Origin of the sequence: Klebsiella sp. CN_Kp066 (assembly GCF_040065135.1) — a bacterium.
In the GTDB taxonomy this organism is placed as follows: Bacteria; Pseudomonadota; Gammaproteobacteria; order Enterobacterales; family Enterobacteriaceae; genus Klebsiella; species Klebsiella oxytoca.
Genome location: NZ_JBEAIU010000056.1, coordinates 136,901 through 151,282 on the forward strand (window position 1 = coordinate 136,901; position 14,382 = coordinate 151,282).

General features: G+C 55.4%; 17 protein-coding genes. 6 read left to right on the forward strand and 11 right to left on the reverse strand.

Annotated elements, in window-relative coordinates; all coding sequences use genetic code 11:
• Window positions 1–5: 5 nt before the first annotated feature.
• The gene (locus tag ABLV75_RS24280) at window positions 6–686 is read left to right on the forward strand and encodes a DUF533 domain-containing protein (RefSeq protein WP_004103363.1); all 681 of its coding nucleotides are present in this window, start codon (window positions 6–8) and stop codon (window positions 684–686) included.
• Between the two features lie 132 nt (window positions 687–818).
• Complete coding sequence (gene ptrB / locus ABLV75_RS24285) at window positions 819–2,879, forward strand: oligopeptidase B (protein ID WP_016808307.1); 2,061 nt, start codon at window positions 819–821, stop codon at window positions 2,877–2,879.
• A gap of 6 nt (window positions 2,880–2,885) precedes the next feature.
• Here the strand turns inward: ptrB and exoX are convergent, their stop codons facing one another.
• Window positions 2,886–3,545: an exodeoxyribonuclease X gene (gene exoX / locus ABLV75_RS24290; protein WP_004103360.1), complete on the reverse strand. Its 660-nt coding sequence runs from the start codon at window positions 3,543–3,545 to the stop codon at window positions 2,886–2,888.
• A 78-nt stretch (window positions 3,546–3,623) separates the two neighbouring features.
• Window positions 3,624–3,854 carry a DNA polymerase III subunit theta gene (locus ABLV75_RS24295; RefSeq protein ID WP_004103351.1) on the reverse strand — a complete coding sequence of 77 codons (231 nt, stop codon included), beginning with the start codon at window positions 3,852–3,854 and terminating at the stop codon, window positions 3,624–3,626.
• Window positions 3,855–3,989: 135 nt separating this feature from the next.
• Here ABLV75_RS24295 and yobA point away from each other — a divergent pair, with 135 nt between their 5' ends.
• Genes yobA through ABLV75_RS24310 form a run of 3 tightly spaced genes read left to right on the forward strand, consistent with a single transcriptional unit; the run spans window position 3,990 to window position 5,593 of the window.
• Window positions 3,990–4,364, forward strand: a complete 375-nt coding sequence (gene yobA / locus ABLV75_RS24300; protein WP_004103348.1) for a CopC domain-containing protein YobA — start codon at window positions 3,990–3,992, stop codon at window positions 4,362–4,364.
• A gap of 4 nt (window positions 4,365–4,368) precedes the next feature.
• Complete coding sequence (copD, locus tag ABLV75_RS24305) at window positions 4,369–5,238, forward strand: copper homeostasis membrane protein CopD (RefSeq protein ID WP_004103346.1); 870 nt, start codon at window positions 4,369–4,371, stop codon at window positions 5,236–5,238.
• 16 nt (window positions 5,239–5,254) lie between these two features.
• Window positions 5,255–5,593 carry a YebY family protein gene (locus ABLV75_RS24310; RefSeq protein WP_004103344.1) on the forward strand — a complete coding sequence of 113 codons (339 nt, stop codon included), beginning with the start codon at window positions 5,255–5,257 and terminating at the stop codon, window positions 5,591–5,593.
• A 386-nt stretch (window positions 5,594–5,979) separates the two neighbouring features.
• Here ABLV75_RS24310 and ABLV75_RS24315 read toward each other — a convergent pair whose 3' ends face one another.
• The 7 genes from ABLV75_RS24315 to ABLV75_RS24345 form a co-directional block, all read right to left on the reverse strand.
• Window positions 5,980–6,939 (reverse strand): spore coat protein U domain-containing protein, encoded by a 960-nt coding sequence (locus ABLV75_RS24315; protein WP_004113762.1) that lies wholly within the window; start codon window positions 6,937–6,939, stop codon window positions 5,980–5,982.
• Window positions 6,940–6,950: 11 nt separating this feature from the next.
• Window positions 6,951–9,284 (reverse strand): fimbria/pilus outer membrane usher protein, encoded by a 2,334-nt coding sequence (locus ABLV75_RS24320; protein ID WP_265776819.1) that lies wholly within the window; start codon window positions 9,282–9,284, stop codon window positions 6,951–6,953.
• Window positions 9,285–9,286: 2 nt separating this feature from the next.
• Complete coding sequence (locus tag ABLV75_RS24325; RefSeq protein WP_004113760.1) at window positions 9,287–10,051, reverse strand: molecular chaperone; 765 nt, start codon at window positions 10,049–10,051, stop codon at window positions 9,287–9,289.
• A gap of 17 nt (window positions 10,052–10,068) precedes the next feature.
• A complete protein-coding gene (locus ABLV75_RS24330; protein WP_023321220.1) occupies window positions 10,069–10,587 on the reverse strand; it encodes a spore coat U domain-containing protein in 519 nt (172 codons plus the stop codon).
• A gap of 22 nt (window positions 10,588–10,609) precedes the next feature.
• Window positions 10,610–11,161: a spore coat U domain-containing protein gene (locus tag ABLV75_RS24335; RefSeq protein ID WP_017145644.1), complete on the reverse strand. Its 552-nt coding sequence runs from the start codon at window positions 11,159–11,161 to the stop codon at window positions 10,610–10,612.
• 578 nt (window positions 11,162–11,739) lie between these two features.
• Window positions 11,740–11,883 (reverse strand): Ecr family regulatory small membrane protein, encoded by a 144-nt coding sequence (locus tag ABLV75_RS24340; protein WP_142447463.1) that lies wholly within the window; start codon window positions 11,881–11,883, stop codon window positions 11,740–11,742.
• Between the two features lie 111 nt (window positions 11,884–11,994).
• Window positions 11,995–12,939, reverse strand: coding sequence for a VirK/YbjX family protein (locus tag ABLV75_RS24345; protein WP_265776820.1), 945 nt, complete (start codon window positions 12,937–12,939; stop codon window positions 11,995–11,997).
• Between the two features lie 165 nt (window positions 12,940–13,104).
• On the opposite strand from ABLV75_RS24345, the gene pphA reads away from it, so the two are divergent.
• A complete protein-coding gene (gene pphA / locus ABLV75_RS24350; protein WP_348855191.1) occupies window positions 13,105–13,758 on the forward strand; it encodes a protein-serine/threonine phosphatase in 654 nt (217 codons plus the stop codon).
• On the opposite strand, the gene ABLV75_RS24355 is transcribed toward pphA, so the two are convergent.
• Together ABLV75_RS24355 and ABLV75_RS24360 are read right to left on the reverse strand one after the other, a co-directional pair.
• On the reverse strand, window positions 13,755–13,946 hold the full coding sequence (locus tag ABLV75_RS24355) for a YebW family protein (RefSeq protein WP_004103330.1): 192 nt from the start codon (window positions 13,944–13,946) through the stop codon (window positions 13,755–13,757). The genes pphA and ABLV75_RS24355 overlap by 4 nt on opposite strands.
• A 98-nt stretch (window positions 13,947–14,044) precedes the next feature.
• Window positions 14,045–14,284: a YebV family protein gene (locus tag ABLV75_RS24360; RefSeq protein WP_004103329.1), complete on the reverse strand. Its 240-nt coding sequence runs from the start codon at window positions 14,282–14,284 to the stop codon at window positions 14,045–14,047.
• Window positions 14,285–14,382 lie beyond the last annotated feature (98 nt).

The following is a 14,382-nucleotide window of genomic DNA, read 5'->3' on the forward strand; positions in this document are numbered from 1 at the left end:
AATGTATGGCTAACTGGCTTAATCAACTGCAGTCTTTGCTGGGTCAGCAAGGGCAATCTTCTTCATCTGACGATCGGTCACACGGCAAAGACTTCCTGCTGCCGGGCGCGCTTGGCGGCCTGGCCGGGCTGCTGGTTGCCAGCAAATCATCGCGCAAGCTGTTAGCCAAATACGGCACCGGTGCGCTGCTGGTCGGCGGCGGCGCGGTTGCAGGCAGCGTATTGTGGAATAAATATCAGCAGAAATTGCGTACCAGCGGGCAGCAGACATCGGCGGCGCCCACGCCCGCAACTGCGGCGTCCTCCGCGCCAGCCGAACTTGATGCCCGCAGCGAAAGGCTGATTATGGCGCTGGTTTTCGCTGCTAAAAGCGATGGGCATATTGACGAACGCGAGCGGGCAAATATTGAAGCGCAGCTGCGCGCGGCGAACGTTGACGTGCAGGGGCGTGTGTTAATTGACCAGGCGCTGGCGCAGCCCCTCGACCCGCAGAGCCTGGCGCAGGGTATCAGCAGCGAGCAAGAGGCGCTGGAAGTTTACTATATCAGCTGCGCGGTCATTGATATTGACCACTTTATGGAACGCAGCTATCTGAACGCCCTCGGCGAAGCGCTGAAGCTCCCGCAGGAAGTGCGTGAAGATATCGAACGGGATATCCAGGCGCAAAAACAGGCCGTAACGCTCTAAATCCGCACGTTTCGCTTGCATCGCTGGCGACTTTTGCCACCCTTATATATTGTGTAGTCACGTCACCCTTCAGGCTGCTGTGAGCAGCCTGAAAATTTTAGTACTCAATACAAGCCGCAGAAGAATAAGCAGATGCCACCAAAAGCGAAACGGATCCCCCATGCCATGACATTACATGGCGACACGCGAATCGATAATTACTACTGGCTGCGCGATGACGATCGCGCACAGCCGGAAGTGCTTGATTATCTGCGCCAGGAAAATGAGTACGGTAAAAAAGTGATGTCTTCGCAAAGTAGCCTGCAGGACAGGGTACTCAAGGAGATTATCGACCGTATTCCGCAGCGCGAAGTGTCGGCCCCCTATAGCAAAAATGGCTATCGTTACCGTCAGGTCTATGAGCCTGGCTGCGAGTATGCGATTTATCAACGCCAGCCGGTCGTAAAAGAAGAGTGGGATGAATGGGAGGTCCTGCTTGACGGTAACCAGCGCGCGGCCGGCAGCGAATTCTACACCCTCGGGGGGTTAGGGGTTTCTCCTGACAACAACATGATGGCGGTGGCGGAAGACTATCTCTCCCGCCGGCAATATAGCCTGCGCTTCTACCCTTTAAACGACGGCGATGAATTTGCGGAAGTTCTTGAGAACGTCTCGCCTGATTTTGCCTGGAGTAATGATTCGCAGACCCTGTGGTACGTGCGTAAGCATCCTACCACGCTGCTGCCGTATCAGGTCTGGCGCCATCGCCTGGGCACACCGGCCAGTGCGGATGTTCTGGTGTATGAAGAGCAGGACGATACATTTTACGTCAGCGTACACAAGACGACTTCCCAGCAGTTTGTGGTGATTTATCTGGCCAGCGCGACCACCAGCGAAGTGCTGCTGCTTAACGCGGAAATGACCGACGCCGAGCCGGTCTGTTTTCTACCGCGGCGCAAAGACCATGAATATAGCCTCGATCACTATCAGCACGCTTTTTATCTGCGATCCAACCGTGAAGGGAAAAACTTCGGCCTTTATCGCACTACCCTGCGCGATGAGCAGCAGTGGGAGACCCTGATCGCGCCGCGTCAGGAAGTGATGCTGGAAGGATTTACTCTGTTTACCGACTGGCTGGTTGTGGAAGAGCGCCAGCGGGGGCTGACCAGCCTGCGGCAGATCAATCGTAAAACAAGAGAGTCCCAGGGCATTGCCTTTGACGATCCGGCCTATGTGACCTGGCTTGCCTATAATCCAGAGCCGGAAACCGCTCGTCTGCGCTACGGCTACTCCTCCATGACGACGCCGGATACGCTATTTGAACTGGATATGAATACCGGCGAGCGGCGGGTACTAAAACAGCAGGAAGTCAAAGGGTTTGATGCCAGCCATTATCGCAGCGAGCATTTGTGGATTAAAGCCCGCGACGGCGTCGAAGTCCCGGTCTCGCTGGTCTACCGTCATGAACATTTCCGTAAAGGCGCCAGTCCACTGCTGGTGTACGGCTACGGCTCCTATGGCGCAAGCATGGATGCGGATTTCAGCGCCAGCCGCCTGAGCTTGCTCGACCGCGGTTTTGTGTTCGCTATCGCCCATATTCGCGGCGGCGGCGAACTGGGCCAGCAGTGGTATGAAGACGGAAAGTTTTTGTGCAAGAAGAACACCTTCAACGATTATCTCGACGTCTGCGATGCGCTGCTGGCTCAGGGCTATGGCGATCCGCGCTTTTGCTACGGCATGGGCGGCAGCGCCGGCGGCATGCTGATGGGCGTGGCGGTGAACCAGCGGCCGGAGCTTTTCCACGGCGTGGTAGCCCAGGTTCCCTTTGTCGATGTCCTCACCACCATGCTCGATGAGTCGATTCCGCTAACCACCGGTGAGTTTGAGGAATGGGGGAATCCGCAGGATGAAGAGTATTACCGCTATATGAAAAGCTACAGCCCGTACGACGGCGTGCAGGCTCAGGCGTATCCGCATCTGCTGGTTACCACGGGCCTGCATGATTCGCAGGTTCAATACTGGGAGCCGGCAAAATGGGTGGCAAAACTGCGCGAGCTAAAAACGGACGATAACCTGCTGCTGCTCTGTACCGATATGGATTCCGGCCACGGCGGTAAATCCGGACGCTTCAAAAGCTATGAAGGCGTGGCGCTGGAGTTTGCGTTTCTGATTGGCCTGGCGCAGGGGACGCTGCCGGGCCAGGCGGAGGTATAGCGCCGGTTACTCCCCGAGATAGTGCTTCAGCGTCAGGCGCAGCTCGGGGCTCATGCGCTCCAGGTTATTAAACAGCCAGCGTAAATAGCCGGGATCGTTTTCCGCAACCTCGGAAACCGGCTTGCCGCGATATTTGCCGAAGGTAAAGGTGGATAGTAGCGCCGGGCGGCCGGTAATGGTCGCCATTTCCTCAGGCGTCCAGCCGGAGGTGTTGATAATATCGAGCAGCAGGGCGGCGGTGATATAGCAATCATAAAGCGCCCGGTGATGATGCAGTCCCGGTGGCGTCGTGACGCTGAGCTTGCGCGACTTATATAGCCCCATATTGCTGTACTTGATGCCTGGCCACAGGCGGCGCGCCAGCTTCATCGTGCAGATCCATTCGCCCTGCATCTCTGGCAACACCCGACGGTCAAAGCTGGCGTTATGGGCGACATACCACGGACTGCCCATATACAGCGGCACAATCTCCTCGATCCACGGCTTATCGGCGACCATCTCTTCGGTGATACGGTGAATCGCCATCGCCTGCGGACTGATGGGGCGGTCGGGGCGAACCAGATGGCTCATGGGATTGGTAATTTGTCCGTCGACAATATCAACCGAGGCGATTTCAACAATGCCTCCCTGCAATCCGCAGGTTTCTGTATCGATTACGCGCAGCATGGCTCGCTCCAGGCCAAAGAAACCAGCGTAATGCAACACGCGGGTCTTGCCAACTCGGATGTCCGCAGGGGACGGGAATTATTTCTGTTTCGGTTCATAGGGCAGGCGAGAGAGCGAAACGGAGGCCAGTCGATGGGCAATCAGACGTTCGCGAAACCAGCCGCGCAGATGTTCGGGCTGTTCTCTTTCGACTAAATCGGCAACCACCGGCATATTGTAGCGTTCTTTAAACGCAACGCCCGCCGCGGCGAGATCGACATTCACTTTGTCCATCTCCTCCTGGGATAGTTTAGCCAGGTTCTTTTCCATCGGTTTCTCCTCTGATAACGCCGCAAAAAGTACTAAGCACGCGGCAAAAAGGCAAGTCTCAGACGCTTAGCTCGACTGCGCCATTATACAGGGTTATTCTCTGTGCTACATACATAACAAAAAGGAATGACAACTATGCCAATCATCGCCGGACGCGCGCTGCGTCTGTCTCTGTTTCTCGCCGGTTGCCTCAGCGCAGCAGGCGCATTCGCCCACGCCCATTTGCAACAGCAGCTTCCGGCCGCCGGCGCGGTGGTGGCGGCTTCACCCCAGGCGCTGACCCTCAACTTCTCTGAAGGCATCGAAACGCAGTTTAGCGGCGTGACCCTCACCGGGCCGCAGCAGAATACCATCACCCTTGGTAAACCTGTCCGCAGCGACAGTAATAAGGCCGAGCTGACGGTACCGGTTGAGCAGGCGCTGACGCCGGGCGAATATACCGTTGACTGGCACGTGGTCTCCGTTGATGGCCATAAGACGAAAGGACAATACACCTTTACCGTGAAGTAAGCCGATGCTGAGTGGAGTCTATGTCAGCTTACGCTTTATCCATTTTATCTCGCTGATCGTCGCTTTCGGCTGTGTCCTCTATGGGACATGGTGGGCGCCGGTAACCTTGCGCCGCTTAATGATGCAGCGTTTCTACCCGCTAATGCGCCATTTATTGCTGGCGAGCGCGCTGTCGGCGCTGCTGATGCTGATGGCGCAGGGTGGGCTGATGGGCAGCGGCTGGCCGGACGTCTGGCAGCCGGCTATCTGGCAGGCGGTTGCCGGAACGCAGTTCGGTAGCGTGTGGATATGGCAGATTTTACTCGCCCTTGTGGCGCTGGCGGTGGTCTGGCTGAAGCCCCGACGATCGGGACGTTTGCTGCTGGTCCTGTTTTGCGCACAGCTGCTGCTGTTGGCCGGCGTCGGTCATGCCGCGATGAACGACGGCTGGCTGGGGATAGTGCAGCGGACCAACCATGCTATTCATCTGTTTTGTGTTGCCAGCTGGGTTGGCGGTCTGCTGCCGTTTATCTACTGTCTTCGCCTGGCGCACGGTCGCTGGCGGCAGGCGGCGATTGCCACCATGATGCGTTTTTCACGCTACGGGCATCTGGCGGTTGCTGGCGCTATCGCCAGCGGCGCAGTGAATGCGCTGTTGATCCAGGGCGGGCTCATCAGCGCCTCGCCCTGGGGGCGTATGCTGTTGCTCAAATGTGCGCTGGTGGCGGCAATGGTGGTAATTGCGCTGGTGAACCGGTATGTTCTGGTGCCACGCATGTCGGCAGGCGGAACGCGAGCGGAGCAGCTTATCGTGCGGACCACGCAGATAGAAATTGCGCTGGGGGCGCTGGCGCTATTTGCCGTCAGCCTGTTTGCCACCTGGGAACCTTTCTGAATAAACTGGTTAAATCATGAAAAAAATCGTTCTGACAATGTTGTTATTGGCAAGTTCTGGCGCTGCGCTGGCGGCGCCGCAGGTGATTACCGTGAGCCGCTTTGAAGTGGGTAAGGAGAGCTGGGCGTTTAATCGGGAAGAGGTGATGCTGACCTGCCGTCCGGGCAACGCGCTGTTTGCCATCAATCCGAGCACGCTGGTGCAGTACCCGTTAAACGACATCGCCGAGCAGCAGATGAAAGACGGTAAGACCAACGCGCAGCCGATTTCTGTGATCCAGATTGACGATCCGCAGCAGCCGGGACAAAAAATGAGCCTGGCGCCATTTATTGAGCGCGCGCAGAAACTCTGCTGATCGATATTTTCATCCTACTGTTTTTACATAAAAATAACCGCCATCTCCCCATTCCGGGAGCGGCGGTTTTTTGTAGGCATACGCAATCCTGAGAGGAATTATTGGTTCCCTTTTGTCACGGACTGGAAAACCTGACACGGTAAACTATTCTTATAAGGCAAGGCGACTTAGCCTGCATTAATGCCAACTTTTAGCGCACGGCTCTCTCCCAAGAGCCATTTCCCTGGACCGAATACAGGAATCGTGTTCGGTCTTTTTTTATCTTTTTTTCAGCAATCGCAGATTCCCTTCTAAAAACCCCAGCAGCTTTTTTCGGGGCTTTTTTCTTATACCACAACAATAATTTCCTAAACATTTCTTTTACAAAAAAATCGCCTGCTAACCTTTTAATAGCTCACCGTCACCAGGACGGTATCGCTGTAGGTTCCCGCAGGCTGGTTGCTCTGGTTCGGGTTAATCTTCAGGGTGTAGCTTGCAGATTGCGCGGCGCCGGAGCCGGTCACGCTGAGATTGTTATTTTCCGTCCAGGCGCTGCCGTTGGGCTGGTAAAATTGATACTGCAAAAAGGCAGTCGGTTGGTTAGCGATGGGCTGGCTCATCTGCCGCCAGTCGCCGACGCTGGCGTTAGTACTGGCGAGATTGACGGTGTAGGCCGCGTTTTTTGTGCAGCGAATGGCAAGCTGGCCGCTGTAGGAACTAAAACCGGACGGGAGGGCGGCAGGGGCAAACTCGACGTCCGGCGCGCTGTCGATATAGCAAAAATTGGTCACCCTCACCGATACGTTGACCGTAGAGACCAGGGTGCCGTTATTCGGAATACATATCTTAATGCCCAGTAGATCGAGCCCGACGTAGCAAAAACGATACACCCAGGTAATGGTTAAGACATCGCTATAGGTTCCGGCGGGCACGTTGGCTCCCGGGGTGGTTCTGAAGTAGAGCGGCATGGTGCCATCGCTCGAGTTAAATAGCCCCAGCAGCTCAAGCAGCGTTGTCCTGGACCAGCTTATTACGCCGCCATCCTGATAGGCCGGCGAGCAGGATGCGTCAGAACAGATGCTGTAAGGGATGGCATCGCCGGCGCCGTTAAGCAGCCGGGGCACTCTGTTGCTCTGGTTAGCCGACGCCAGGGTAGCGCTTAGCGTGTTGGTCGAGTTCAGCGCCACCAGTTCCGGGGTGCAGTAAAACCCCGCGCCCGCCATCACGCCCTGAGGCGCGCTGTAGAGCGTAAAGGAATCGACAGGGCCGATCGCTGGCGCACTGGTTTTGATGCTGCAGGCGGCCAGCGCGTTGCTGGCTTGCCCAAGCGCTAAAAGCATCACGAATACCCGGATGATATTTTTCAATCTTATCTCCGCTATGAAGAGGGACAGCTGACCGGGCCTATCCGCTGCGGAACCGGCGTGGTCTCCGGAAGCTCGAACGGGATGCTGCATCGAAGCTCTCCGGCATTTATTTTGACTTCGTTAATGCGCCCGAGGTGCGAGAACCAGACCACGCCGTCGTAGCCCACCAGGGCGCGCTGTTGACTATTAACTTCCTCCACCGGCGTACCGACCGGTAGCGGTTGTCCCTGAGCATCGACGAAGATGAGCGTTGCCGAGCGCACGCGGTTAACCGGGAAATCAACCAGCGCGCCGCTGCCTTCGCGTACGGCGATGCGTTTTTCCACCGTGACGGCTTCGGTATCCGTGGGCAACGGCAGCGTATCGAGGGTGACCTTTCCCGGATACCAGGCCGAAGCCCAGGGGATCAGCAGATGACCATTTTTATCGGTCACGCCGACTTTGCGGTTTTCATAATTCACCGCAATGTTTGGATAGTTGCCGGTAGAAACGACGATAAAGGCGTCGTTAATTTGCCGGGCGAAAAACAGACTGTTATCCATCAGCACGACCGAGCCTGCGGCCTCAAACCAGCTGTGATGATCGTCACGCGACCCGTAATAGCCACCGCTCAGCGTGGACACGCGATTAATCCAGGTCAGATCCGCCTGACTATAGTTATTGCCGCCGATCGAATGGGCGAGGTTCCAGCCCAGCCCGCCTTCCGCCGGGGCAGAGCGACTAACGTTGATATTTTCCCCCCATTGGCCTGAGCTGGATCGTTGACCGCTTAGCTGCACGGAGCTTTGCGAATCGAAAGGGATAATGATTTGCAACATGCTGGCGTAGCTATTGTCCTGCAGATCGCGGTTTACGCTCAGGTTGAGGCTGCTGCTTTGCCACAGGCTGCGGCTCCAGGAGAGGTTCATGAGCCGGGTATGTGAATTATCCTCGGCTTTGATATCAAAATAGCCAATGCTGAAAGATCCGAGCGCTCTGTCCCATGGGCTCAGGCTCAGCGTCGCCTGATCTGACTGATGGCTTAATGCGGCGACAGAACCGTAGGTGCTGAGGTTGTTGTAGTCGGCGCTGCGGCGAATATGCTGATAGTTCACTCCCCAGCTGCTGGCGTAATAAGAGTATCCGGCGGTGAGTTGATTGCCGCTGCCGTCGCCCCGGCTGGCGCTGGTCGACAGGCTGAGGGTGCCCAGGTTCCCCACGCCGATATCGCTGCCTATTCCGGCATTGGTTAATCCTTTGCGGTCTTCCGTATGCGTCGACAGCGTGAGCCAGTTGTTGACTCCATAGCGATAAATTGCGCTCAGCGCGCCGGCGCCATAATCGGCACTCTTGATACCGTAGTTGTTGCGCAGGGCCCCAAGGGAGAAATCAAAATCACTCAGGCCTTCGCGTAGCAGGGTGTTGGAGACATAAAAAGGAATGCTGGTGGACACCTGACGACCCAGGGCATCGGTGGTCACCACGGTAGCTTCGCCGGCGCCGCTGATCCAGGGAACGTTGGTCAGCGTATAGGGGCCACCATTGATTTGCGCGGAGCTGGTTTTATAGCCGTTAATAAACAGATCGACGCTTGAAGGAACCGCCGCGCTGCCGGATAAATTGAGCAGCGGATACGTCACCAGATCCGGGCGAACGCTGAAGTTACGGCTCAGCCGGAGTCCTCCCATTCGTACTGAACTGCTCCAGGTCAGGGCGTTACTGACCACATCCCCGGCCTGGTAGCTAATCATCTGTTCGCTGTCGCTGTATTTCCACAGGGTGTCGTAACGCATAAAGCCCTGCTGCTCGTAGCCCGTCGAAGACCAGTTTTGCCGGATGACGGCATTGTTAGAAAGAACGCCTGGCGGCCCGAAGAGGCGCGTCTCGGTATAGGTGCTGGTGGTTTGCGTTCCGCCGGACGAGAAGAGGCTGTAAGCGTCATAGTTAAATAACATGCCGGGACTGCTTATCGCGGCCTGGTAGTTTTGTCCCGTCGTCTCCCCGATGCGCTGCTCGGGAAGCCAATTGTCCGGCACCCGGAGATTGAGCATTTGCCCCGGCCGATCGTATTCCACTTTAACCGAGGGGATCGTCGTCACGTCAACCAGCGCATCTTGGGTCTGTAAGGGAATATGCGCCTGGCGCAAAACCTCGGCGGCGATCCAATAGCGACCCGCAATAACCTTTACAGGAGCGGCGCTCGCCAGGAGATTCCCGTTGACCGATACGCTGAGATACAGCTCATACTCCTGCTTATCGCTGTATGAAGCTGCTGGCGCAGGCAACGAATCATAGGTCGCAGCGCAGGCCGTTACCGACGCTAGTGCCAACAGCCCTCCGGTCGCTGCCCTTTTCAGATCGCGCATTATCAACGATCCGCCGGAATTTCCACCGCCTGGCCGTTATCTGTTAATTTCGCGAACAGGTGCATGCCTGAGGGGACTGAAGCGTTTCCCACCAGCGGGAAACAGCTCTTTTTCTGCGCCAGCACGTAGCCGAGCAGGCCATTGGCCTGAGCTATCTGGCCCTTGCCACCGGCATTGGCCCAGTAAACCGCGCTGAGCCGGGCATGCTGATTGCCGGTATTGTCGATGCACAGCGTCTGGCGGCTATTTTGCCGCGAGAGCGACCAGCGCAGCGTGGTTCTTACCGCTTCCACGGATCCATTGTTCTTCAGCGGGTTGATGCCCTGTCCGTAGGTAAACAACGGCAGGACATAGCGCATGCGCATTTTCAGTCCGGCGGAATTCTGTTCCTTCTGCGCCGTCGGTTCAGCGGCAGGGATCTCATCGATAACAATACGGTAGGATTGTTCTTTGCCAGCCGTGACGGGGGCGATGCGCATCAACCGTACCAGCTGACGCTGGCCGGGCGCGACGGTGGTAAAAGGTGGGCTGGCGACGACGTCACGCTGATCGGCATAGGCATCGGACGACCCTTTTTGGTCCCAGGAAAAAACGCGCAGCTGTAAATTAACCGGGGTAGCGCCGCGGTTTTCCAGCCACAGCTCTGACCCCTTTTCGTGGCTTTCGATAGTCTGGAAGATGGGCCAAACGAGGACGGAGCTTGCGGCCATAACGGAGCAGGGGAGAGATAAAGCGAATGTAAACAGCGCAAATCTACAGCGAATCATAGTTAACCTGTGATGATTTAATAGGTCAGCGTGACGGTGACCGTGTCGGTATAGGAGCCCACCGCCGGGAAGCCATTCGTGGCAAAAAGGCGGCCATAAACCGTATAGGTTTGCGTGGAGCTCGGAAATGATGCAACGCTCAGGGCCAGAGTACTGTTGCCCCAAACGTTAGCGCGGTTGGCATCCTGATAAAGCTGATAGGCCAGCGTGTTGCCGCCGCCGTTCGACATATAGCGCCGGGTGGCCGAACCGCCGTTTACGCCATAGTCGAGAGCGATTGAGATAGCGGTGCCGGGGGTACAGGTCACGATGATTGAGCCGGCGCCGGAAGTACTGGCGACATCAACATTGTTATAAAGCGATGACAGAGTGCCAAAACTCAAGGTGCCGAAATCCGTCGTTTGGGAGCCATCCCCCGCGCCAAGCGCGCAGCCAGCGGTTATCTGCGCGGAGACTTTGAAGGTCTTCTGGACAGTAGCGGCGTGGGCGCCCGAGGTAAAAAGCAGAAATAATATAAGCCACTCTGGTCGAAGCATGACGCCCATTTTCCTTATGCGATTACCAGGTTAACGTTGCGGTTACGATGTCGTCATACACATCGGCTGTCGGCGCGTTGACGCTCTGGTCTTCGGGGCGAATACGGGCAAAAACGGGGATAGCCTGCGGGTTGCCTGTGCCTACGATAGCGATTGTTCCGCCGGGTAAAATTTCCTGACTGCGGCCGGCATCGGCATAGAGCCGATAAGCAATCTGCTGGTTTCCTGCCGCGTTTTTCATGTAACGCAGAGCAGCATCGCCATACTGGCCGCCGTCCAGCGTCAGCGTTGAGTCAAGATCTTCGGTACAGGTCACGGTAAGCGCGTTACCTCCGCCGCTTCCGGTGACGCTTGCATCAATGGAGTTGGCTAAATCACCGTAGGCGCCGAAATTAATCGTGCCCCAGCGGTTGTTTTCTCCATTTCGGACGTTCGATACGCTGCAGCCGCTGCCAAGTGTGACCTGAACACTAATCTGGCCGCTTAATGTTCCCGCTGCGGAAGCCGGTTGCGTAAGAACTATGGCGCTCAGTAAGCCGCCCAGGATACTGCGCGATATCGTTTTCACGTTCATCGAAAACCTCTTAGTGGAAAGCCGCTGAAGAAAAACAACAATGTAGCGATAGTCGTGGGTCACCGTTTAACAACCACGGTTTTGTTGGTTAACGTATAGCTACTTCTGTGGGATATGGGTAACTTTGCGTTTATGACTGTGTTTTGGTTGTGAAATAGTTTTTTAGTCTGATTTATTGCTATTCTGTTGAAATAAAATTCCTTATGTTAATATTTTGTTGGTTTTATGTGTTTCCTTTGTTTTTTGAAGGAGCGAAAAGAGAATGCGATTTTTTTAAAATCACAATCGGGCGCAAAGTTTGAAACAAAAAATCTGGACAAAAAGGCGTGTGTAGACACTTACCGTGCGGTTGAGCGACAACGAGGAGAAAACACCTGCACGAAATCAGGCCCATAGTGCAGGTGAACTTTACGGGCCAACATCGGAAGTGACCCAGTATACACATTTGTATGACAAATAGAATAATAGATAAGAAAACGCCTTAAATTTTTTGCCTATTATTTTAACGGCGCTTGTCCGAGGTATTGCAAAGAAAGGATAGGCAGCTTAGAGGCGACAAAGAAATAACGCCCAGGGCATTATTCTGGCGTCACAAAAGAGGGGTACAGCGTTGTTTCAAGGTAGCTAACAATGAACCATATTTCGTCACTAAAAATAAACCAGAGAGCAGCGGACAAAATAATCAACAGGATAGCCAGCAGGAGTATTTCTGTTTTGCTCATAACTTCACTAGCCGTCCGCAAGGAGTACAACGAAGTTATGATAGTAACTAAAGCGGCGTAGAAGATGCAAACGCCGCTGTGCTATACGGCGTTGATGAAACGTTTGCAGCGTTAATCCATGATAATTGTCATCTGCGCAGCCATATCATCCAGCAGCTGGAAGCGGCGACGATATTCAGCGCGCTTCTTACTGGCAATGCTCTCAAGCGTCTTTCTTTCCAGCTTCAGTGGTAAGCGCCAGCGCCATGCAGTGTCGGCTACCCCTTCGATAGATTGCCAGAATTCATCATAGCTGGCGTGGAAATGGCGCCCTTTGCTCAGACGATAGCGCAGCGCGCGGAAGACGTGACCGTTATCGCTGACTCCGTAAATATGTTGAATGCCGCAACGCGCCGCCATTAGCCAGATAAACTCCATCAGCAGGCGTTTCGGGAACAGACCGTAGCAGGCGCGGGTTGCTCGTTTAATCACTTCATGCGAAATATTGCTACGCGGCCCCTGCAGGCCGCCAATAGTCAACTGCCAGCAATCCTGCTGACGGGAAACGCTAAAAGTCGCGCTGGCGAGCACGATCCCATCGCCATCGCGCAGCCATAGGGTCGTTTCACCCTCGCGTTCAGCTTTGCCCGCCGAAGAGGCGGAAAGCGTAAACCGGCTGTCGTCCTTGCCTGCCAGCTCAAGCAGCGGCAGCTCATTCGCTGCGGTCATGGCATCAGCCAGGCGCGATCCGCCCAGCGAGTCGACAAACTGGTAGTGGCTGATAATCGCGTGCGCGCGCTGGCTGGCGTTGAGCCCGCGGGTTAAATACTGACGATGAACCTTGCCCGGCAGAGTCACCTGAGCGGTCAGTAGCTGATTGAAGTCCGCGCGCGCCGACAGGCTCTCCAGCATGCTGCGCGTTGGCGCATAAAATAATGCCGTGCGCAGTAAAAACTTCAGCCGGTAATTACGTTTTTGCCAGATGGGTGCAGGGGTGAGTCGCCCCATCACCAGGTCGGCAATAAGATTGGGGCGTCGTTCAACGACCCCGGCTGAATGCAGGCTGTTATCCGTCACGATGAATACCTCGTTGTTATTTAGCCTCTATTCTAGGGATATATCGTGAGGAGCTTAATGCCCTGGCGGACTATATTTGGCTTTCGTTTAAACTCGATTGAGGTGGCAATATTACGCCCGCGGCAGCGGGAGAATTTTCCTATAATTAGGTCAGGAGGACGAAATATGTATCAGCGTATTAACGGTTCCGCCTGGCGTAATATCTGGCTGGTTGGCGACCTGCACGGCTGCTTTGCGCGGCTGATGGAAGCCCTTCGCGAGCGCAGGTTCGATCCTTACCAGGACCTGCTTCTTTCCGTGGGCGATCTGATCGATCGTGGGCCGCAAAGCGCGGAGTGTCTGGATTTACTGCGCTATCGCTGGTTTTTCGCGGTGCGCGGCAACCATGAACAGATGGCGCTGGATACGCTTGCCGATGGCGAACCGATGCTCTGGGAAATGAACGGCGGTGGCTGGTATACGCAACGCTCAGAACAGCAGAAAGAGCGCCTCGCGCCGCTTATCGCCCGCTGCCGTCATCTGCCGCTGATTATTGAGCTCCACAGCGCTGAGCAAGTCGATGTTATCGCCCATGCGGATTATCCGGCGACGCTTTATCGCTGGCAGCAGGCGGTGGATGAGCATCAGGTGCTGTGGAGCCGACAGCGTCTTACCGATCATCTCTCCGGGCGTCACGGCGCGATTGCCGGTGCTGACCACTTCTGGTTCGGCCATACGCCGCTTAAACGGCGTTACGACTACGATAATCAGCACTATATTGATACCGGGGCGGTATTTGGCGGGGAGTTAACCCTGGCGGCGCTACAGAGGACGGGCTAAAAGTCACTGTACTCCTGGGCGGGCAGCCAGAAACTATCGATAAAATCCTCTACCGGAAAGCAGCCGCCGTGACGTATTCGCTGATCGTCCATCGCTGCGGTGCACTGCCGTTCGTTATCGTACACATCCACAACGATATCTTCACAGCCTCCGTCGAGGTAACAAATAAACAGCACTAAGGCAAACATCCCGGTCTCATATCCTGAAAAACATAGTTATAAGTGTAGGAGATGTCGGGAAAGCAGGGGGAATAAATAACCCGTCTCAGGCGACGGGTTCCTTTGAATCAGGCGAGACGCATGATCCAGGCATCGGACTGACGATCGTAGTGCTTACGGTAGAGGACGGAATGTTCACCATCAAGTATGGCGGGTACGCTGGTGTCCGCGTCCCATGCATCTAGCTGCATACATAAATCCGGATCGGATTTGCAGGGTATGCTTAACGTTCGCTCTCCCTGCTGTTCGCCGTGCAGTTCGGCGTCGTCTATTTCAAACGCGCCGATACGTACGCTGGTTTTACTCATAAATTCACCCCGTTGATCTGCTGATTTGTGGTACGACCAGTTAAGGCCGCCATTTTTCAGCGTAGACAAAGGTGCGCAAAGCGCCAGTGAAAAAATGC

Coding starts and splice junctions, on each gene's coding strand:
- ABLV75_RS24295 (WP_004103351.1), bottom strand. CDS start 3,854: ATGGAAAAGAACCTGGCTAAACTATCCCAGGAGGAGATGGACAAAGTG.
- yobA (WP_004103348.1), top strand. CDS start 3,990: ATGCCAATCATCGCCGGACGCGCGCTGCGTCTGTCTCTGTTTCTCGCC.
- ABLV75_RS24325 (WP_004113760.1), bottom strand. CDS start 10,051: ATGATTCGCTGTAGATTTGCGCTGTTTACATTCGCTTTATCTCTCCCC.
- ABLV75_RS24355 (WP_004103330.1), bottom strand. CDS start 13,946: ATGTTTGCCTTAGTGCTGTTTATTTGTTACCTCGACGGAGGCTGTGAA.
- ABLV75_RS24360 (WP_004103329.1), bottom strand. CDS start 14,284: ATGAGTAAAACCAGCGTACGTATCGGCGCGTTTGAAATAGACGACGCC.
- ABLV75_RS24340 (WP_142447463.1), bottom strand. CDS start 11,883: ATGAGCAAAACAGAAATACTCCTGCTGGCTATCCTGTTGATTATTTTG.
- ABLV75_RS24280 (WP_004103363.1), top strand. CDS start 6: ATGGCTAACTGGCTTAATCAACTGCAGTCTTTGCTGGGTCAGCAAGGG.
- exoX (WP_004103360.1), bottom strand. CDS start 3,545: ATGCTGCGCGTAATCGATACAGAAACCTGCGGATTGCAGGGAGGCATT.
- copD (WP_004103346.1), top strand. CDS start 4,369: ATGCTGAGTGGAGTCTATGTCAGCTTACGCTTTATCCATTTTATCTCG.
- pphA (WP_348855191.1), top strand. CDS start 13,105: ATGTATCAGCGTATTAACGGTTCCGCCTGGCGTAATATCTGGCTGGTT.
- ABLV75_RS24330 (WP_023321220.1), bottom strand. CDS start 10,587: ATGCTTCGACCAGAGTGGCTTATATTATTTCTGCTTTTTACCTCGGGC.
- ptrB (WP_016808307.1), top strand. CDS start 819: ATGCCACCAAAAGCGAAACGGATCCCCCATGCCATGACATTACATGGC.
- ABLV75_RS24310 (WP_004103344.1), top strand. CDS start 5,255: ATGAAAAAAATCGTTCTGACAATGTTGTTATTGGCAAGTTCTGGCGCT.
- ABLV75_RS24320 (WP_265776819.1), bottom strand. CDS start 9,284: ATGCGCGATCTGAAAAGGGCAGCGACCGGAGGGCTGTTGGCACTAGCG.
- ABLV75_RS24335 (WP_017145644.1), bottom strand. CDS start 11,161: ATGAACGTGAAAACGATATCGCGCAGTATCCTGGGCGGCTTACTGAGC.